This is a genomic window from Bradyrhizobium sp. AZCC 1588 (assembly GCF_036924735.1).
Taxonomy (GTDB): domain Bacteria; phylum Pseudomonadota; class Alphaproteobacteria; order Rhizobiales; family Xanthobacteraceae; genus Bradyrhizobium.
In genome coordinates, this window is sequence record NZ_JAZHSC010000001.1 from 6,716,427 (window position 1) to 6,734,808 (window position 18,382).

At 62.0% G+C, this 18,382-nt stretch carries 19 protein-coding genes; 10 read left to right on the forward strand and 9 right to left on the reverse strand.

Annotation, left to right across the window (positions count from 1 at the left end; genetic code table 11):
• Positions 1-23 precede the first annotated feature (23 nt).
• From V1277_RS31325 to V1277_RS31340, 4 genes are all read right to left on the reverse strand, one after another.
• Entirely contained in the window at positions 24-1,124 is a 1,101-nt protein-coding gene (locus V1277_RS31325) for an ABC transporter ATP-binding protein (RefSeq protein WP_334419580.1), read from the reverse strand.
• Positions 1,125-1,128: 4 nt separating this feature from the next.
• Positions 1,129-2,040 (reverse strand): carbohydrate ABC transporter permease, encoded by a 912-nt coding sequence (locus V1277_RS31330; RefSeq protein ID WP_334419582.1) that lies wholly within the window; start codon positions 2,038-2,040, stop codon positions 1,129-1,131.
• Positions 2,040-2,975 carry a carbohydrate ABC transporter permease gene (locus V1277_RS31335; protein ID WP_334419584.1) on the reverse strand — a complete coding sequence of 312 codons (936 nt, stop codon included), beginning with the start codon at positions 2,973-2,975 and terminating at the stop codon, positions 2,040-2,042. The genes V1277_RS31330 and V1277_RS31335 overlap by 1 nt, the downstream gene beginning before the upstream one ends.
• 109 nt (positions 2,976-3,084) lie before the next feature.
• Positions 3,085-4,425 (reverse strand): ABC transporter substrate-binding protein, encoded by a 1,341-nt coding sequence (locus tag V1277_RS31340; RefSeq protein ID WP_334419585.1) that lies wholly within the window; start codon positions 4,423-4,425, stop codon positions 3,085-3,087.
• Positions 4,426-4,879: 454 nt separating this feature from the next.
• Between V1277_RS31340 and V1277_RS31345 the strand changes: the two genes are divergently transcribed.
• A complete protein-coding gene (locus tag V1277_RS31345; protein WP_334419586.1) occupies positions 4,880-5,647 on the forward strand; it encodes a Spy/CpxP family protein refolding chaperone in 768 nt (255 codons plus the stop codon).
• A gap of 239 nt (positions 5,648-5,886) precedes the next feature.
• Here the strand turns inward: V1277_RS31345 and V1277_RS31350 are convergent, their stop codons facing one another.
• From V1277_RS31350 to V1277_RS31360, 3 genes are read right to left on the reverse strand one after another with little or no spacing between them, the layout of a single operon-like run.
• On the reverse strand, positions 5,887-6,126 hold the full coding sequence (locus V1277_RS31350) for a VOC family protein (protein WP_334419587.1): 240 nt from the start codon (positions 6,124-6,126) through the stop codon (positions 5,887-5,889).
• Positions 6,126-6,287: a VOC family protein gene (locus V1277_RS31355; RefSeq protein ID WP_334419588.1), complete on the reverse strand. Its 162-nt coding sequence runs from the start codon at positions 6,285-6,287 to the stop codon at positions 6,126-6,128. The genes V1277_RS31350 and V1277_RS31355 overlap by 1 nt, the downstream gene beginning before the upstream one ends.
• A gap of 11 nt (positions 6,288-6,298) precedes the next feature.
• The gene (locus V1277_RS31360; protein ID WP_334419589.1) at positions 6,299-7,495 is read right to left on the reverse strand and encodes an acyl-CoA dehydrogenase family protein; all 1,197 of its coding nucleotides are present in this window, start codon (positions 7,493-7,495) and stop codon (positions 6,299-6,301) included.
• 320 nt (positions 7,496-7,815) lie between these two features.
• Between V1277_RS31360 and V1277_RS31365 the strand changes: the two genes are divergently transcribed.
• Positions 7,816-8,106, forward strand: a complete 291-nt coding sequence (locus tag V1277_RS31365; protein WP_334419590.1) for a PilZ domain-containing protein — start codon at positions 7,816-7,818, stop codon at positions 8,104-8,106.
• A 3-nt stretch (positions 8,107-8,109) separates the two neighbouring features.
• On the opposite strand, the gene V1277_RS31370 is transcribed toward V1277_RS31365, so the two are convergent.
• On the reverse strand, positions 8,110-9,078 hold the full coding sequence (locus V1277_RS31370) for a Bug family tripartite tricarboxylate transporter substrate binding protein (RefSeq protein WP_334419591.1): 969 nt from the start codon (positions 9,076-9,078) through the stop codon (positions 8,110-8,112).
• A gap of 85 nt (positions 9,079-9,163) precedes the next feature.
• The gene (locus V1277_RS31375; protein WP_334419592.1) at positions 9,164-9,799 is read right to left on the reverse strand and encodes a DsbA family protein; all 636 of its coding nucleotides are present in this window, start codon (positions 9,797-9,799) and stop codon (positions 9,164-9,166) included.
• A 259-nt stretch (positions 9,800-10,058) separates the two neighbouring features.
• Between V1277_RS31375 and V1277_RS31380 the strand changes: the two genes are divergently transcribed.
• The 8 genes from V1277_RS31380 (at position 10,059) to V1277_RS31415 (ending at position 18,281) form a co-directional block, all read left to right on the forward strand.
• Positions 10,059-10,799: an aminotransferase class III-fold pyridoxal phosphate-dependent enzyme gene (locus V1277_RS31380; protein ID WP_442894541.1), complete on the forward strand. Its 741-nt coding sequence runs from the start codon at positions 10,059-10,061 to the stop codon at positions 10,797-10,799.
• A 24-nt stretch (positions 10,800-10,823) separates the two neighbouring features.
• Positions 10,824-11,249: a CBS domain-containing protein gene (locus V1277_RS31385; protein WP_334375357.1), complete on the forward strand. Its 426-nt coding sequence runs from the start codon at positions 10,824-10,826 to the stop codon at positions 11,247-11,249.
• 201 nt (positions 11,250-11,450) lie between these two features.
• Positions 11,451-12,434, forward strand: coding sequence for a zinc-dependent alcohol dehydrogenase family protein (locus V1277_RS31390; RefSeq protein ID WP_334419593.1), 984 nt, complete (start codon positions 11,451-11,453; stop codon positions 12,432-12,434).
• Between the two features lie 2 nt (positions 12,435-12,436).
• Positions 12,437-14,002, forward strand: coding sequence for a bifunctional aminoglycoside phosphotransferase/ATP-binding protein (locus tag V1277_RS31395; RefSeq protein ID WP_334419594.1), 1,566 nt, complete (start codon positions 12,437-12,439; stop codon positions 14,000-14,002).
• A gap of 2 nt (positions 14,003-14,004) precedes the next feature.
• Positions 14,005-14,901, forward strand: coding sequence for a CHAD domain-containing protein (locus V1277_RS31400; protein ID WP_334419595.1), 897 nt, complete (start codon positions 14,005-14,007; stop codon positions 14,899-14,901).
• 140 nt (positions 14,902-15,041) lie between these two features.
• Complete coding sequence (locus tag V1277_RS31405; RefSeq protein WP_334419596.1) at positions 15,042-15,875, forward strand: universal stress protein; 834 nt, start codon at positions 15,042-15,044, stop codon at positions 15,873-15,875.
• Between the two features lie 165 nt (positions 15,876-16,040).
• Positions 16,041-16,409, forward strand: a complete 369-nt coding sequence (locus V1277_RS31410; protein WP_334419597.1) for a hypothetical protein — start codon at positions 16,041-16,043, stop codon at positions 16,407-16,409.
• A gap of 12 nt (positions 16,410-16,421) precedes the next feature.
• Positions 16,422-18,281, forward strand: coding sequence for a PHA/PHB synthase family protein (locus V1277_RS31415; RefSeq protein ID WP_334419598.1), 1,860 nt, complete (start codon positions 16,422-16,424; stop codon positions 18,279-18,281).
• The last annotated feature ends 101 nt before the right edge of the window (positions 18,282-18,382 follow it).

Genomic DNA, 18,382 nt, shown 5'->3' on the forward strand with positions numbered 1-18,382 from the left:
CCTTAGGTCACGCAATTGCGCCGTCAAAGAACGACGCCGGTCACCTCATTTAGCAGGTGCATATTGTTGAGGTCCACAGCCAATCGGAGGGGGGCGCCATCCTGCGCGCCGGCATTGGGATTGACCCGGCCGCAGACCTGCGAGCCTTCCAGCGTAAAGTAGATCAGCGTCTCCATTCCCATCGGCTCGGTGACGTCGAGCACCGTGTCGAAGGCCTCCACGCCGGACGCAAGATGCGGCCGAGCCTCGGTGATATGCTCGGGCCGCAGCCCCAGCAGCAATCTGTCGGTGCGCGGAATGCCCTGATAGCGGGCGGCGCGGGCCGGCGGCAGCGGGAAGGCGATGCGGTCGGTCAACCGGATGTGCAACTTGCCGGCGAGATCTTCCAACCGGCACGGGATGAAATTCATCGCCGGCGAACCGATGAAGCTGGCGACGAATTTCGTCGCCGGCTTGTGATAGAGCTCGTTCGGCGTGCCGATCTGCTCGATCCGGCCATGGTTCATCACCACCACGCGGTCGGCCAGCGTCATCGCCTCCACCTGGTCGTGGGTCACGTAGACCGTCGTGGTGCGAACCTTCTGGTGCACCTTCTTGATCTCGATCCGCATCTGCACGCGCAGCTTGGCGTCGAGGTTGGACAACGGCTCGTCGAACAGAAACACCTTTGGGTTACGCACGATGGCGCGGCCCATGGCAACGCGCTGGCGCTGGCCGCCGGACAACTGTTTCGGCTTACGGTCGACAAGCTCGACGATGTCGAGCATGCGCGCAGCCTCGTCGATACGGCTCTTGATCTCGGCCTTCGGATAGCGTTTTAGCCGCAGCCCGAACGACATGTTCTCCGCAACCGTCATGTGGGGGTAGAGCGCGTAGTTCTGAAACACCATCGCGATATCGCGATCCTTCGGCGGCACATCGTTGACGATGTCGCCGCCGATCATGATGTCGCCGTCGGAGATATCTTCCAGGCCGGCGATCATCCGCAGCGTTGTCGACTTTCCGCAGCCCGATGGTCCGACCAGCACCACGAACTCATGGTCCGCAATGTCGAGGTCGATGCCGCGCACCGCCTCGACTTCGTCATAGCGCTTCACAACCTTACGCAACGTCACGTCAGCCATGAGATCAACCCTTTGTCGCACCGGCGGTCAGGCCGGCAATGTAATAGTCCATCAGGAATGCGTAGATGATGAGTGGCGGCGCTGCGCCGAGAAGGGCGCCGGTCATGATCTGCCCCCAGTTGAACACGTCGCCCTTGATCAAGGTGGTGATGATACCGACCGGCATGACGAGTTGGTCGGTCGACGTCGTGAACACCAGCGGGTAGAGGAATTGCGCCCAGGAGACCGTGAAGGCGAAGATGGTCGCCGCGATGATGCCGGGAAAGGCAACCGGAATGAATATCCGCGTCAGCGTCTGAATCCAGGACGCGCCATCGATCACGGCCGCCTCATCCAGCTCCTTCGGGATCGAAGCAAAGTAGCCGATCATGATCCACGTGCAGAACGGCACCGTGAGCGTCGGATAGAGAATGAGCAGCACGTACCATCTGTTGATGAGCTGGATGCCGGTCCAGTCGCCGATCACCGCGAACATCTTGAAAAGCGGAATGAAGAGCAGTGTCTCGGGAATGAGATAGGTCAGGAATACGCCGGTGGCGAGAACCGTAGAACCCCAGAACCGCATCCGTGCCAGCGCGAATGCGGCCGGGACGGAGATCAGCATCGTGATGGTGACGACGAAGATCGAGACGATTGCCGAGTTCCAGAAGAAGCGCAGAAACTGGTTCGAGGTCAGCAGACCGACATAGTTCTCGAGCGTTGGATGGAACACCCACCAAGGATTGGTCGCCGCCGAAATCTCCGCGCTGCTCTTCAGCGAGGTGATGAGCATGTAAATCGGTGGCGTCAGCGAGAAGATCGCGAAGATCACCAGGAAGAAATACGACCAGCGCAACGCCCAGGTGCGGTCGCGGCTCATGCTGCCGTATTTGACCTTGCGGGTCGGCGCTGCCTTGTCGATTGTTACCGTCGTCATCAGGCTTCATTCCCGCGTTTGTTGATGTCGCGCAGGATGAAAATCGCTGCGATCGCCAGGATCGGCACCATGAAGAGGGATACGCTGGCGCCCAGCGGTATATCGCTGCCCTCGATCCCGATGCGGAACGCCCACGTCGCGAAAATATGGGTGTGATCGAGCGGACCGCCCGCGGTCAGGATGCGCACGATATCAAAATTGGCGAACGTCACGATTAGCGAGAACAGCGTCGTAATCGCGATGATGTTTCGCATCATCGGCAGCGTGACGTACCAGATGCGCTGCCACCAATTGGCGCCGTCGATGGCGGCGGCCTCGTAGAGCTGTTCCGGCACGGATTTCAGCGCCGCCAGATACATGATCATGAAGAACGGTGCGCCCACCCAGATGTTAACGAGAATGACCGAGAAGCGCGCCCACACGGCATCGCCGGTCCATGGGATCGGCCCAATGCCGAAGAACGAGAGCGTGTAGTTGAACGCACTGTAGGAGGGGTCAAATAGCCACAGCCACGCCAATGTGCTCATCGCCGGGGGGATTACCCACGGTACCAGCAGCATGCCGCGCCATTTGCGCTGGCCCTTGGCCGGAATGTTGTGAACGAAATGCGCAATGATAAAGCCCAGCAGCGCCTTGAAGACGACGGCTGTGATCGCGAAGATGCAGGATTGCTTGACGACGAGCCAGAACGTCTCGCGCCTGAACAGGAATTCGAAATTGCTGAGCCCGACGAAGCGCTGCATCGACTTGTTCAACGTCGCCAGATGCAGCGCGTAGAATGCCGGATAGATCACGAGGGTCGCGATCAGGAGGATCAGCGGCAGCGTCATCAGGAACGCCACAGTCGATTTGCGCTTGAGCATTTTGTGTAGGCTCGAGCGCTTGCGCGCGGCTTGCGCGGCGGCCCGGTTCGGCTGCAATGCGACGTCAGCCATGTGTGCTTTCATCCCTATAACGTTTCTGTCGGCTTTGCCGGGCCTACGATTGAAGGTGGATAGGGAATGGCGGCCTGCGATCAGGCAGGCCGCCATGTCATCCCGCTCGTCAGCTCCGCATGAAGCCTTCGCATTCGCCTTCAGCCCAGGCGAGCACCTTTTCCATCGCCTCGCCCTTGTGATAGCGCAGGCACATCTTGGTCAGGGTCGCCTGCGTATAGATCTGCTGTGCGATCTTCGGCGGGGCGGGCGCCGCGGCGATCGAAAGAGTCTGGTGGTTGTGCGGGTTCGGATAGTGGTAGAGCGTGCCCTTCGGCGGCCCTTCCTCCTGCCAGACCTTCAGGGTGGTGAGCTTTTCGTAGCAGGGGAGGTCGTAGCCACCGCTCGCCACGCACATCTTCTCGATCGCATCCGCTTGCGAAAGCGCCCTGAGCACGCTCTTGGCCGCTTCCTTGTTCTTGGAGAACGACCAGGTGCCCCAGAAGTAGGAGAGGTAGGGCGCGTAGCGGCCCTTTGGTCCGGCCGGGAAGCCATGAGTCCAGCACTGCTCGGCCACCTGCGGTGCGTCGCGCTTGGCGACCGCCCAGGCGCTCGGCGGGTTCATGACCATGGCGCCCCTGCCGGAGACCAGCCATTTGTTGTTGGAGGAGTCGTCCCAGGCGCCGGCGTCCGGCGGAAGGAAGGAGATCAGCTTCTTGTAGAATTCTAGTGCCTGGCGCACCGCGTCGGTCTTGACGGTGACGTTACCCTTCTCATCGACAAGGGCTGCGCCGAACGACTGGAAGATCGCGCCGGCCGTATCGACATTGTCGCTTGTCTCGCCAAGTCCGATGCCGAACGGAACGCCGCCCTTCTGGCAGGCTTCTGCGGCCTTGAGGAAGGTGTCCAAGGTCCAACTGTCGGCCTTCGGCGCGGCACCGGCAGGATACAGTGCTTGCACGTCGATGCCGGCATGCTGCTTCATCAGGTCGATACGGGAGCAGGGGCCCTTGATCTGGCTGCCAACGCTCGCGGGCACCGCGAGCCACTTGCCTTTGGACTGGCCGAGATATTTCACGGTACCGTTGGGTTCGCCGTTCTGCTTGATGAGGCCTTCCATGACGTCGTTCATGGGTTCCAGCAGCTCGGCCTGCGCATGCGGCCACCAGGTCGGCATGGCGAGAATGTCGTGGCCGGATTTCGCCTGTGCTTCGGCTGCGATGGTGAGCAGGTTCTTGTTGCCCTGGCTCGGGATGTAGTCGATCTGAACTTCGACCTTCTCTTTCTCCGCCCAGGCATTGACGATTTCTGTCGAGGCCTTGTTGGCGCCGGGAACCCAGTGGTCCCAGAAACCGATCGATAGCTTACCGGCGGCGTGGGCGCCGCGCACATAGGGCGCGGTGATGAGCGCTGCGGATGATAGCGCTGTCGCAGCAACGAATTGTCGGCGAGAAAGCTTCCTGCGTGACATAGCGTTTCCTCTTTGCTGAGCCAGATTTTGCTTCTTATTATTCTTCTCCGTCTGGCGGGGAGCCGCATCGAGGCGGCCGCCAGCAGAGATTTTGTAATCGGATCAGACCAGAATTGTTTGCATCTGTCGAGAAAACACAACGGCCGCCGTCATTGAACTAACGTTGCGTGGAAATTCCGGGCCGCGGGAGCAACGATGTCGTGTCGTCGACATCGTCAATAATCGACGCGACAATATTGCGCCGCACACTTTGCGGCCGAGCGGGGCAATTGCGCCGCAGTCGATTGACGGCGCGTGTAACTCCCTGCCCCGAAGATGTTTCCTGCCGGGGAACCTTCCGGTGCAGCGGTGGACGAGTTTGGGCCGGAAACGATAGTTTAGGCAGGGAAGGATTCTCGTGCGCCTCGGCGATTGCGCGTGACAAATTTCTCGATCGGACCATGGAGACCCGACAATGACACGTCCTCAGCAGCTTGCACCGATGCCGTCGCGCTGGTGTTTTGTACTTGGCGCCGTCGCCGTGCTGGCTCTTGGCGCATGTGCGACTGCGAAGGCGCAAGGGCTGGTGCAGGGCGTGCAGCAAGGGGCGCGCGAAGGCAACAAGGCTGCCGGCCCGGTCGGTGGCGTGCTGGGCGGCGCGATCGGCGGCGTCGTCGGCGTGGTCACGGGCGTCACCGGCGTTCTGACTGGAGGCAACAATAACAACAAGGGCGGACAGGCACCGGCGGCGAAGGATTCCAAGCAGGGCGAGCCTTCCAAGCAGGGTGATACCGCGAAGCCTTCGAAGGGGTCCAAAGCGACGAAGACCGCAAAGCAGCAACAACCGCAGCAGCCGGCCGTCCTCACCCAGACCGGCGCCCCGCAACTGACGGCCGAACAGATCGTCGCCAACAGCGACGCCAATATCGAGCGGATCAAGAAGGAGCTAAATCTCACGCCCGAGCAGGAGAAGCATTGGGCCGCGTTCAACAGTGCGATGCACTATCTCGGTCATAACGGCGCCGACCGGCTCAATCTGCGCGTTGCGCGCGCCAAACGCGATCCTCCCGACGACATCATCGAGCAGATGCGCAATGAAGCTCAATTTCTCAATGATCGCGCCGTCGATCAGCGCAACGTGGCCGATGCCGCCGAGCCGCTATTTGCCACGTTGGACGACAAGCAAAAGGCGGTCTTCATTCAGGAAATGGTCAACCTGAGCCACGAGCGCGGGCTCGACTAAGAGCGGGTTGGCCGGACGAATAGCCGGGCACGCATGCCCTGGGGTAGGTTGAAAGGCGCGGCACCCGGCTATTCTGCCGCAGCGGCGCGGCTCCTCCAATCTCATTGCAATGATGAAGAAAACCGGACCAACTCGCGCCTTAGTCGTGGCTGACTTGCGGCGTTGTCGGGAACTTCATTATTTGAGGGGCGGTGTTGCACGCCAACATCACGTGGACCTCGGGCGGCAGGAAAGAGCCCTCAGGTTTTCGGAAAGTTCAGCTCCACGCCGACACCGTCGGGATCGTAGAGGAAGAACTGGGTATCGCCGGTGCGCGGCACGATGCTCTCGCGGAATTTGACGCCTTTCGATTGCAGGCGCTTGCGCATGCCCTCGACATCGGTGGCGGCAAAGGCGATATGGTCAAGCCGGCCGGTATCCTCATACTTCTTCTCGGTACCACGGACGACGATGCCCTCACGCGGCTTGCGCGTGCCCATCAGATGCACCGTGGCCGTGCCGCCGGAATAGAGCCAATAGCCGGGAAATCGAGCGGCGGGCGATCGCCGTTTTCCAGCCCGAGCACATCGCAATAGAAATCCTTGGTGCGCTCGAGATCGGCGGGCTCAATGGTGTAGTGCTGCAGTCCGCCAAGTCCCATGGCCGTTCTCCCTAAACAAAGCTGAGGTCGGTATCGACGCCCATCATCCAGGCACCGACGGTTTCGAAATGCCTGAGCTGGCCTTGCAACTGCTGGGTCACGGTATGGATGTCGCGGAACCGCCGCTCGAGCGGATGGTTTTCGAAGATCGCGGTGGCGCCAGCGGCGTTGTAGGCAAAGTCGACCGCCTCGCGCGCCTTGTGGATGGCATGGGTCGAGGCCATGCGGATGTTCATGCGCTGGGCGACCGTGATGGTGGCGCCCGCGGTGAGGTCCTTCCAGGTATCGGCCATCGATTGCAACACGTAGCCCCGCGCGGCGCGGAGATTGACTTCCGCCTGAGCGAGGTTGCACTGGACCACTGCATTGTCTCGCAACGAGATCCTCGCGCCACGCGGCACCTTGTTGCGCATCGTATCGACGAAGTTGTCGAGGGCAGTGCGGGCGATGCCGCAGGCGACACCGGCAAAGCCGACCTGGTAGCAGGTGTGGTTGCTCATGCGGTAGAGCGGGCCGCGCTCGCGGCATTCCCGATCGAATTCACGCGTAATCGAATGGTCGGCGCGCACGAAAAAATCGTTGAGCGCGAACTGGTCGCTGGCGGTACCGCGCAGGCCCACGGTGTTCCAGATGTCAGTCCACTCGACGTCTTCGGAGCGTACCAGCATGGTGCGCTCGAGCGGGGCTCCATTGGCATCGTATCTGAGCGAACCGTCGGCCGCATAGATCGGGCAGTGCGCGCCGAGCCAGGTCGCATGCCGGCCGCCGGATGCAAAGGACCAGACGCCGGTCACCCGGTAGCCGCCATCGCATTCGACCGCGCGAACCCTGGGGCCGGGCCCCCACGCCAATACGGCGCGCGGATCGCCGAAGATCGCCTGCGCCACCGGGAGATCGAGATAGGCCGCCGACATCGCGCAACCGCCGGCCTGGCTCAGACACCAGGCGGTAGAAGCATCGGCCTTGGCAATGGTTTCGATGACGTGGAAGAAAGTCACGGGATCGGTTTCGGTGCCGTTGGTCGAGCGGGGCAGCAACAGACGGAACAATTGCGCGCCGTGCAGCTTGTCGAGCAGCGTGGGCGGTAGCCGTCGCGCGGCCTCGATGTCGTCGGAAGCTGCTGCGACATCAGAACGTATGGCTTCGGCCCGGGCGATCACTCCCTGGTCGCCCGCAAGATCGGCAGAGTTTGCGATCGGTGTATTCAAGGCCAGCCTGCCGGTTCGTCGCGTTCGCGTGCCAGTGATCAGTAGATTGATCAGTAGATAAGGCTATCGCGCCATCGCCACGATCGGCAAGTCCATAGCGACGCGGAGCACGCCTGCGCATAGGCGATGGCGATTTCGTACCGCTTTGCACAATGGGGCCCGACAACTGCTTGCAAACAATCGTGTGGACTTGCGTAGACGACATAGCCGCTCGGCCGGCCACGCCTGTTGCGGCCATACGGCGAACGCGTCCGACTTGTTTAAGGTTTTGCGCTAGCTTAGCGGTTTGGCCGGAATCGATCCGGGATGGGACAGACGGAATGGAAGAGCGACGAAAATATCCGCGAACGGAGATAGAGGAGCCTGCCTATGTTTCGTCGGGTGGCTCCGTGATGCGCTGCGTGGTGCGGAACATCTCGCGCGAGGGCGCGGCGATCGATGTCGAAAACCCTGCCTTCGTCCCGCAGCATTTTCGCCTGGTGATGGCAAAGGATTCATCGATCGTGCACGAGTGCCGGGTCGCCTGGATCCAGAAGAATCGTATCGGCTTGACCTTCATCAGCATGGTGGACGCGGTTATGGATTGGCCAACGTCGAACGGGACGCGCTGAGCACTACTCAATCCGCAACTTTGCATCGCGTACCACCTTGCCCCACTTATCCATCTCCAGCTTGATGCGCGCGCCGAACTGATCTGGCGTATTCGCGACCGCCTTGAAGCCGAGCGTCGTGAGGCGTGCCTTCACGTCCGGCTGTGCGACAATCCTGGCAATCTCGCGATGAAGCAGATCGACGATTTCTTTCGGCGTCCCTGCGGGGGCGACGATCCCGGTGAGTGTGTCGGCCTCCTGATCCTTGATGCCCTGTTCGGCGAAGGCCGGTACGTCAGGCAGGCCTGCGGCCCGTTCGGTCGAAGCCACGCCAAGCGCGCGCAATTGTCCGCTCTGCACCGCCGAAAGGGCGGGCGGCAGCGCGGTAAAGGCGATCGGCGTGTGCCCCCCGATGGTCGCCTGAATGGCCGGGGCAGCGCCGGTGAACGGGACGTGGACCAGGTCAAGCTTGAAAGCCAACCGGAACAGCTCGCCACCCAGATGCGGCGTCGATCCGACGCCGGGGCCGGCAAAGCTGTATTTGCCGGGATTGTCCCTGACGAGTTGCACCAGTTCCGGTAACGTCTTGGCCGGCACTTGCGGGTTGACCACGACGACATTCGGCGAGACCGCAACCAGCGTCACCGGCACGAAATCCTTCACCGGATCGTATGGCACCTTGGCATAGAGGCTGGGATTGACGACGAAGCCGGTGCTGACCACCATGATGGTGTAGCCGTCCGGCGTCACGCGCGCGACCTGGCCGGCTGCGGTGTTGCCGCCGGCGCCGCCGATGTTCTCGACAAAGAACTGCTGGCCGAGATGGTCGGCGAGCTTCTGCGCCACGATGCGGGCGATGGCATCGGTCGGTCCGCCCGCTGGGAAACCGACCACGACGCGCACCGGCTTGCTTGGATAGTTTTGCGCCGGTGACGCCAGGACGCCGGATAGCAACCACGCGGTTGCCAACAAGACCCGCAAAGTCGTGGCCATGGCGCTCTCCCCAATATGTTTGTTGGGGCCATCATCGGCGAGGCCGCGACGCCGGACAAGGGGCTATTGCGACGGCCGGCGAGCGCTACTTCTTCAGCAGCGGCTTGAGCCGTTCTTCCAGCTCCTCGAACGACATCGAGCCCTGCAGCCGCACGCCGTTGAGGAAGAAAGTCGGCGTCGAGGTCACCTTCAACTCGCTATAAGCGTATTGTTGGTCGGCGGTAAGCTTGTCGAACTGTGCCTGATCCTGCTCGCAGGTCTCGACTTCCTGTTCGCTCATTCCATGCAGTTTGCCGACATAGATTAGCGTATCCTTGGTCTGCGCCATCAGGCGTTCCCGCAGCTTGAACAGGGTCTCGACCGCGCTGAGGTATTTTTCGGAATCGCCCTTGCCGGCGCAGCGCGCCAGTATCGAGGCTGCGGCGGCCTTGATGTCGAGTGGAAATTCGCGGAACACGAAGCGTACCTTGCCGGTGTCGATGTATTTCGAACGCAGCATCGGAAGCACATTCTGGCTGAACGCCGCGCAATGCGGGCAACTCATCGACGAATATTCGGTGATGGTCACCGGCGCCTTCGCAGACCCAATGGCGATTTCGGGGAGGGATCCCGGTTTGGCGACATTGGCGGCAATCGCGCTTTGCGCCAACGCGTAGCCCGCGAAGGCGAGCGACGCGAATGCAACGAGCGCCGCGACGGCGATGGGACGATAGGCGTTCAACGTGGCTCCGAACCGAACTTGGCAAGCGACCGTGCGACGAAAGTGCGTCTTTTATTGGTTTGGCGAGCCAAAAGCCACCCGATCAGATTGATTGCGCACCGGGAACCGTCGCCATTTGCGGCCGCGCCGTGCAAACGGATCGTGCAAAGGGATATTGTCGCCTGTCTTGACCGATGGTTTGATGCAAGCGTGACGCCTGCGTCGTGCACCCACGCGGCCGAACTTCGTTCTGCTCAGCGAATTACAACTAGGGAACGTCATGACCCAGCACACGGCGCTGTTGAGCGAAACGCAGACAGCGGATGCCATGTTGCGGGCGCGGGCCAAGCGGGTCGTTCCCGGCGGCATGTGGGGTCACCTGAATGCCGCGCGGCTCCCGGAAGGTTATCCGCAGTTCTTCGCCTCCGCGGAGGGCTGCCGCGTGCGCGACGTCGACGGGCGCGAATACATCGACCTCATGTGCAGTTGGGGGCCTATCCTGCTCGGCCACCGGCATCCCGAAGTTCAGGCGGCGACTGAAGCGCAGGCCGCCAAAGGCGACTGCTTGAACGGTCCGGGCGAGGTCATGGTGGAGCTTGCCGAGGATCTCGTCGCCATGCTGCCGCATGCCGATTGGGCGATGTTTCAGAAGAACGGCGGCGATGCGACCAGATGCTGCGTGACGATCGCCCGTGCCGGTACCGGACGCCGCAAGGTGCTCGTCGCGCGTGGCAGCTATCATGGCGCGCTGCCATGGTGCTCGCCGAGCGTTGCCGGCGTGACCGCCGAGGACCGCGCGCATCTGGTGCACTTCGAGTACAACGACGTGCAGAGCCTGCGAGCAGCGGTCGAGGAAGCGGGCAAGGATCTCGAACAGCTCGACAGGATCGCGGCCAATGTCGGGGCGGGTGCCGTGATCGCGGGCGCCTACGGTCACTCGCGATTCCGCGAATGGGTGCTCGGCGGCGTCACGCGCCACCTTGCAACTGAATCGCGCCGATGCGCGTTCCTGTCCCGTTAAGAATCTACAATGGCGAGGGCTCCCGTGCATAGATTTCTCGAAGCGACTGCCGGGCAATACATGACGCGCGAGGTAAAGACGGTTACGCGCGACACCACCATGCGCGAGCTGCACAGGATGTTCGAGGCCGACGATTTCAACTGCTATCCGGTGCGCGATAACGATGACATTGTCGGCGTCGTGAGCAACTTCGATTTCCTGAAATGCTTTGCTTTCAACCCCGGTCGCATGGTTCCGGCCTATGACGACCTGTTGTCGCGGATGGTGGCGGACGTGATGACGCCGGAATTCATCTATGTCGATCCGGCAACGAAGCTGACTCGCGTTCTGCAGCTAATGGTGGACCATCGGATGAAAAGTCTGCCCGTGCTTGACGCCGAACAGCGGTTGGTCGGGATAATCGCCCGGGAGGACATCATGCGCGCGTTGACCGAGAGCGCGCGCGGGTAGGTCATTCCTCTCGCGGGAGGTGCCCGGGGCGTGCCTAGCCAACTTCTCCTGTTCCATGCGCTCAAGAAATAGCAGAACGCCGTGGCTGGCGCTGCACTGCCGACGTAGCCATGTTAGGGAAGGTTCGGGCGGGTTCGATTGACGGAGGATCGGGCATGCCCCGCTCGTCGCGGATAGACCGCAGTGAGGATAGTGGACGAAATGCACGCCATGGTCCTGCAAGCGCCCGGCGCGCCACTGCGGCTTGAGCCGCGCGAGGATCCGGTCCCCGGGCCTGGCGAAGTGCGTGTCAAAGTTGGCGCCTGCGGCGTATGCCGGACCGACCTGCACGTCGTCGATGGAGAACTGCCCGATATTGCCTACCCGATCGTTCCCGGCCACGAGGTGGTCGGTCGGGTGGAAGCCCTTGGGCCCGGTGTGGCGTCTCTAAGGATCGGCGAACGGGTCGGCGTTCCCTGGCTCGGTCATACCTGCGGCGACTGTCCCTACTGCCGAAGCGGCCGCGAAAACCTTTGCGACCGCCCGCGCTTCACCGGCTACACGCGCGATGGCGGCTTTGCCACTCATCTGGTCGCGGACGCACGCTATTGCTTTCCACTCGGCGAGGTCGACGACGACGCCGCTGTCGCTCCTTTGCTGTGTGCGGGCCTGATCGGCTGGCGCTCGCTGGTGATGGCGGGCGATGGAAAACATCTCGGCATTTTCGGCTTTGGTGCAGCCGGCCATATCATCGCGCAGGTGGCCCGCTGGCAGGGGCGTTCGGTCTACGCGTTCACGCGCGCAGGGGATGTCAAGGCCCAGCGTCTTGCAAAAACGCTGGGCGCCGAATGGGCCGGCGGGTCGGAGGAGGAGCCTCCGGTGCCGCTTGACGCAGCTATCATCTACGCGCCGGTCGGCTCCCTGGTGCCGTTGGCATTGCAAGCTGTGCGCAAAGGCGGGCGCGTGGTCTGCGCCGGCATTCACATGTCGGACATTCCCTCGTTCCCTTACCGCATGCTCTGGGAGGAGCGGCGGCTGCTTTCGGTTGCCAACCTGACGCGGGGCGACGGGATCGGGTTTTTCAAGGTCGCGACGCAAGCTGGCATCAGGACGCACACCAGCGTGTTTCCGTTGCAGGAAGCGAATGAAGTCCTCTCGAAGCTGCGCGCCGGGCAGATCACGGGCGCCGCCGTGCTGCAGCCATGACTATGCGACCGCCCCCAAATGCTGCCGCAGCCGAGGCTGACAATCAGCAGCCCGTGCTCGATTTCCTCGATGGCTCCAGTTTCGGTGCGGCCGAGGGCGGCAAGCGGATCGATACCCATGCCTCCATGGTTTTTCTCGGAGCTGATCGGGCATTGAAGATCAAGCGTGCCGTGCGGTTACCATTCCTCGATTATTCGACATTGGAGAAGCGCAAGAACGCCTGCGAGGAGGAACTGAGGGTCAACGCCGGCAACGCTCCCGAACTCTACCGAGGCGTTGTTCCCATTACGCGCAATTCCGATGGCGCCCTCGAAATCGGCGGCTCGGGCACTCCGGTCGAATGGGCGGTCGAAATGACACGGTTCGACGAGAAGCAGTCGCTCGACCGCATCGCTGCAGCGAAGACCATCGATCCGCCGCTTGCTACGGCCGTGGCCGATGCGGTTCTGCGATCCCACGACAGGGCCGCGCGCCACGACGGCGAAAGCTGGCTTGCCTCCGTTCTACCCATCATCGACCGCAATACCGCAAAGTTTGAAACCGTGCACGGACTAGATTCCGTTGCGATCGATCAACTCGACGCCGCCAGCCGCGCCTCTGCAACGACATTGCAGCCGCTGCTCAGACAGCGCGCCGCGCAAGGGTTCGTGCGCCGTTGCCACGGCGACCTGCATCTTGCGAATATTACATTGGTCGATAGCCGGCCGCTGCTGTTCGATGCTATCGAGTTCGATCCCGTCATCGCCACGACGGACATTCTCTACGATCTCGCGTTTACGCTGATGGATATGATCCACTTCAATCAGTGGGCAGCGGCAAACGCAGTGTTCAATCGCTACGTTACCGCAGCCGCGGATGAAGACTTCGATGGGCTACGCCTGCTGCCGCTGTTCTTGTCGATGCGGGCAGCGATCCGTGCGCACGTGCTGTTCGTGAAGAGCGAGCATGCCGGCGAGAGCGATGCAGTGTGGCAGGAGGCCAAACGCTACTTCGATCTGGCGAGACGCCTCATTGCGCCCAAGCCGCCGATGCTGGTGGCGATCGGCGGGCTGTCGGGCACGGGGAAGTCGGTGCTTGCACGCGGACTTGCGGGTCTGATTGAGCCGCCGCCCGGCGCGGTCATCGTGCGCTCGGATGTCGTCCGCAAGCGCCTGTTCGGTACCAGCGAAACCACCGGCCTGCCGGAATCTGCCTATCAGTCCGCAACGACGGAGCGAGTATATGACGCGCTTTCGAGCACTGCGCTGCGTGTGCTCACCCAGGGCTGTTCGGTGGTGCTCGATGCCGCCTATCTGCAGGAAGCGGAACGGAACGAAATCGAGAATCTCGCCGCCACGCACAATGCGCGGTTCGTCGGCCTTTTTCTGACGACCGATCTCGCGACGCGGCTGGCGCGGATCGAGGAGCGCAAGGGCGATGCATCCGATGCGACACGAAGCGTCGCCCTGAAGCAGGAGACTTTCGCGCTCGGCGCGGTACAATGGCATATGATCGATGCCTCTGGGACACCGGAACAGTCGCTGCGCAACACCCGGGCGATCCTGCCTTTGGTGCCGGACGAGCCTTGACGATGCGCGGCCGCCCAACCAGTACATCCGGCCTGCACAACACCTCTGCGGTGAGCCTCGACTGTGCAACCGCATTCCAGACGATCGCGCTCGACTGCATCGCTTCTATCAAGGCCCAGCACAGCGGCGCATGCGCGGGCGATGCCGAGGCGGTGCATCAGATCCGCGTCGCGATTACACGGTTGCGCGCCGCTGTGGCGTTCTTCGCGCCGATCGTGGTCGACGCGGAATGGTTGCGCCTGAAAAAGGAAATCGCCTGGCTGAATGGTTCGCTCGGCGCCGCACGCGACAGCGACGTCGTTGTCGAGTATGCACGCCGCAAGCATTACCGCGGTTGGGCGGAGCACATCATCAAGCAAGTCGATCAGCGCCAGACGCGGGATCGCCGCCGCCTGGTCCGTTGCCTGCGCACCGTTCGGACGCGCCGCCTGATCTCGGCAATCGCTGACTGGATCAGACAGGGAGCGTGGCTGGCGCGGTGCAAGCAGAATAAGGAGACGGAGGCTCTGCAAGTCTATTGCGCCCGCGAACTCAACCGTTGGCACAAATGGTTGATCCGCAAGGGACGCAACCTGAAGGCGCTGGGTGGATCGCGCCGTCACCGGCTGCGGATCAGGGTCAAACGCTTCCGCTACATGCTGGAAGCGCTCACGGAAACCGTCGCGCTGCGGAGCCGCGGCGAATTGCATCACCTGCACCGGCCAGCAAAGCGAATGCAACGCGCATTGGGCGACCTTCGCGATCTCAAGCGTTTCGCCGGCCTTGCCAGCCGATCGCCGCTGGCCGAAAACGGTAAACGGAGTAAGGTGCCCCCGCCGGGCTATCGCCATCGAAGGGAAAAGCTGCTCGGCGTCGCCATCGCATCTTATCGCGAGCTGAAGCACGCCCGAGCCTGTTGACGTCATCGTTCGCAGCGATCCCGCCGGACATTGCCCGAGTTTGACGTGCGTCAACTTTCGTCGTCCGTCAGCCAGCTACTTTCCTGGCCGCAACCCGGGACATGGGCCGTAAGCCCTCGCCAATGCATGGGAGAACGGCGATGTTCAGGAATATTCTGGTTCATATTCCCTCCGAGCGCCCGGTCAGGCCGGTGATTGACGTCGCTGTCTCCCTGACCATTGCGCGGCGGTCGCATCTCGATGCCGTAGCCATCGGCTATGAATCGATGAGCGCCGCCGGGATGATCGCCGAAGGCGGCGGCGCCGCCGTTGCCGCCGTGATGGGGGCCGAACAGGAGCGTGCCCAGGAGCGGGCGAATGCCGCAATCGGCGTATTCGAGATCGAGGCGAAGCTCGCCAACATCGCCTACGGCACCAGGACCTTCACGGCGATTCCCGCCGAAGCCGGCCAGACGATCGGGGCGCTTGCCCGCCTTTACGACATGACGATCGTGCTGCAGCCGGACCCCGTGAAGGCCAGCTACGACAACGAGATTCCGCAGCAGATCCTGTTCAATTCCGGCGGGCCGATGCTAATGGTTCCCTACATCCACAAGGGGCCGCTCGATGCCCACCATGTCGGGATCGCTTGGGACGGCAGCCGTCCTGCAGCCCGCGCATTGCGCGACTCTATGCCATTTCTGATGGGCGCGACGGCCGTGACCGTGATAGCGGTCAATGAGGAGGCGGGTGAAGCCTCCTCGAACCAGCTCGTTGCGCATCTGGGGCGGCGCGGCATTGCGGCCCGGGTGCAGCGTTTGATCACGGATCACAGCGACGTTCAGGGCGCCATTCTGTCGGTCGCCGCCGAAAGCAATATCGGCGTCCTGGTAATGGGCGGCTACGGCCATTCGCGGCTGCAGGAGCGAATTCTGGGCGGTGTTACGCGCAGCATGTTCGAGTGCATGACCGTTCCGGTGCTGATGTCGCACTGATTTCAGCCGGGCAGGGGATGTGACCTTTCGTCTCCGTGAGTTCCTTGTCTCATGTCCTTGCGGCGGTGCTGCGGTCGCAATAACGCCAGTTTGATGGACCTCAATGTTCGATCCGAAGCCGGGCAGTATCGTCTTCGGCGGAAATTCAGAAATCGGAGATTTGTCATGTCAGCGTTGTCTGAGCGGGCCGCTTCCGGTTCCTTTCCAGCGGCAGCAAATGCAGAAGCAGAAGCCACCAAACTGAACCAGGGCGCGCTGGAGTTCATGCTCGGTGTCCAGAAGATGATGTTCGAGGAATGGATGTTTCTCGGCGACGAGATGCTGGAGCGAACACGGACCGAGATGCACTTGTACACGGAGTTCGTCGCGAAGATGGCGAGCGCGCATTCGGTGCGGGACCTCAGGACGATGTGCCAGGAATGCGGCCAGCATCAGCTCGACTTCTTCCGCCGCGATTCCGAACGGCTGTTCAGGCATGGCGAGCGGATGATCGCGGCCACGTCGAATTTGATCAGCGGCCGATCGTTGAACTGATCGGCCAGTAGCATGCACCTGAAATCGCCCCTGCCGCCGGCGGAAGTTGCCGTCTTGCCGCTTCGTCCCAATGAAGCGGAACAGGGCGATGACCGGCAACCGGCCCTACCGGTCGAACTGCAGGTCTTGCCGCCGACGGAAGGCGCGCGTGGTATCGAAACATACCAGGCCGACCGCGCCCTGCATGCCATACTGGCGCGCCTGAGCGGCGGCCTTTCACCGGCCGCGTTGTTGCTGGCCTATATGGATTGGCTGTTGCATCTCGCCTGGTCGCCACAACGACGGATCGAGATTGCGCAGGAAGCCCTGGTCGATACCAATCGCGTTCTCGAAACCGCGCAGCGCTTTTTCGCACCCGGGCAAGCACCGTGGTCGCTGATCAAGCCGCAGCCGCAGGACAAGCGCTTCAGCCGGCCGGACTGGGACCACCCGCCGTTCAATCTGATGGCGCAGGCCTTTCTGCTAGCCGAACAATGGTGGCGCAATTCGACTATGGGCGTGCGCGGTGTGGCGAAGCAGAACGAGGCGATCGTCGAGTTTTCGATCCGGCAGATGCTGGATGTGATGTCGCCCGCCAATTTTGCTGCGACCAATCCGGATGTGCTACGCAGATCGTTCGAGAGTGGCGGCAACAATTTCGTGCGCGGCTGGCGAAATTTCTGCAGCGACTGGATCCGCCTGGTGTCGGCGGGACTTGGCCCTGTCACGACCGAAGATTTCGCCGTGGGCGAAACCGTGGCCACGGCGCTCGGCAAGGTGGTGTTCCGCAACGAGCTGATCGAGTTGATCCAGTACTATCCGATTACCGAAAAAGTGCATCCGGAGCCGATTCTGATCGTGCCGGCCTGGATCATGAAATACTACATTCTCGATCTGTCACCGCAGAACTCGCTGGTGAAATATCTCACGGGCGAAGGCTTCACCGTGTTCATGATCTCGTGGCGCAACCCTGACGCCGCCGACCGCGAGATCGCTTTTGACGACTATCGAAAGCTCGGCGTTCAAGCGGCGCTCGATACGATCGGCGATATTGCGCCAGGCCGTCAGGTGCATGCGTTGGGCTATTGCCTTGGCGGAACACTACTGTCGATCGCCGCCGCTACCATGGCGCGCGACGGCGACGACCGGCTGAAGTCGGTCAGCCTGCTGGCCGCGCAAACCGATTTCACCGAGGCCGGCGAGCTGACGCTGTTCATCAACGAAAGCCAGGTTGCATTCCTCGAAGACATGATGTGGGAGCGCGGGGTCCTCGACACCACGCAGATGGCAGGCGCATTTCAGCTACTGCGCTCCAACGATCTGATCTGGTCGCGGCTTACCCGCGACTATTTGATGGGGGAGCGGGCGACGCCGAGCGATCTGATGGCCTGGAACGCCGATGCCACCCGGCTGCCATACCGGATGCATTCGGAGTATCTGCGCAAGCTGTTCCTCAACAATGACCTTGCCAGTGGGCGACATCTTGTCGAGGGCAAGCCGATCTCGCTGTCGGATATTCATACGCCGATGTTCGTGGTGGGCACCCTTCGCGATCACGTCGCGCCGTGGAAGTCCGTGTACAAGATCCACTATCAAGTCGATGCCGACGTAACCTTTCTTCTCACCAGCGGCGGCCACAATGCGGGGATCGTCGCGCCACCCGGCGAGCCGGGGCATACGTATCGGGTCAAGACCCAGGCGGCGGACGCAACTTATGTCGGCCCCGATGAATGGCTGAACACGGTGCCGTCAACCGCAGGATCGTGGTGGCCTGAATGGACGAGGTGGCTCTGCGCGCGATCCGGCGAGCTGTCGGAGCCGCCGCACATGGGCACTGGAACTGCGCAAGCAAAGGATCTGCCAGAGGCGCCTGGAGATTACGTTCGCCACTGATCCCGGATCAACCACCTAGCTGAATGCGATTTGTCATCGCAGCTAGCTAGTTCCTGGCCAGCTTGTCGCGCAAACGTCACATTGCGCTGAACATCTGTCTG

Coding starts and splice junctions, on each gene's coding strand:
- V1277_RS31325 (WP_334419580.1), bottom strand. CDS start 1,124: ATGGCTGACGTGACGTTGCGTAAGGTTGTGAAGCGCTATGACGAAGTC.
- V1277_RS31330 (WP_334419582.1), bottom strand. CDS start 2,040: ATGACGACGGTAACAATCGACAAGGCAGCGCCGACCCGCAAGGTCAAA.
- V1277_RS31335 (WP_334419584.1), bottom strand. CDS start 2,975: ATGGCTGACGTCGCATTGCAGCCGAACCGGGCCGCCGCGCAAGCCGCG.
- V1277_RS31340 (WP_334419585.1), bottom strand. CDS start 4,425: ATGTCACGCAGGAAGCTTTCTCGCCGACAATTCGTTGCTGCGACAGCG.
- V1277_RS31345 (WP_334419586.1), top strand. CDS start 4,880: ATGACACGTCCTCAGCAGCTTGCACCGATGCCGTCGCGCTGGTGTTTT.
- V1277_RS31350 (WP_334419587.1), bottom strand. CDS start 6,126: ATGGGCACGCGCAAGCCGCGTGAGGGCATCGTCGTCCGTGGTACCGAG.
- V1277_RS31355 (WP_334419588.1), bottom strand. CDS start 6,287: ATGGGACTTGGCGGACTGCAGCACTACACCATTGAGCCCGCCGATCTC.
- V1277_RS31365 (WP_334419590.1), top strand. CDS start 7,816: ATGGAAGAGCGACGAAAATATCCGCGAACGGAGATAGAGGAGCCTGCC.
- V1277_RS31370 (WP_334419591.1), bottom strand. CDS start 9,078: ATGGCCACGACTTTGCGGGTCTTGTTGGCAACCGCGTGGTTGCTATCC.
- V1277_RS31380 (WP_442894541.1), top strand. CDS start 10,059: ATGACCCAGCACACGGCGCTGTTGAGCGAAACGCAGACAGCGGATGCC.
- V1277_RS31390 (WP_334419593.1), top strand. CDS start 11,451: ATGCACGCCATGGTCCTGCAAGCGCCCGGCGCGCCACTGCGGCTTGAG.
- V1277_RS31395 (WP_334419594.1), top strand. CDS start 12,437: ATGCGACCGCCCCCAAATGCTGCCGCAGCCGAGGCTGACAATCAGCAG.
- V1277_RS31400 (WP_334419595.1), top strand. CDS start 14,005: ATGCGCGGCCGCCCAACCAGTACATCCGGCCTGCACAACACCTCTGCG.
- V1277_RS31405 (WP_334419596.1), top strand. CDS start 15,042: ATGTTCAGGAATATTCTGGTTCATATTCCCTCCGAGCGCCCGGTCAGG.
- V1277_RS31410 (WP_334419597.1), top strand. CDS start 16,041: ATGTCAGCGTTGTCTGAGCGGGCCGCTTCCGGTTCCTTTCCAGCGGCA.
- V1277_RS31415 (WP_334419598.1), top strand. CDS start 16,422: ATGCACCTGAAATCGCCCCTGCCGCCGGCGGAAGTTGCCGTCTTGCCG.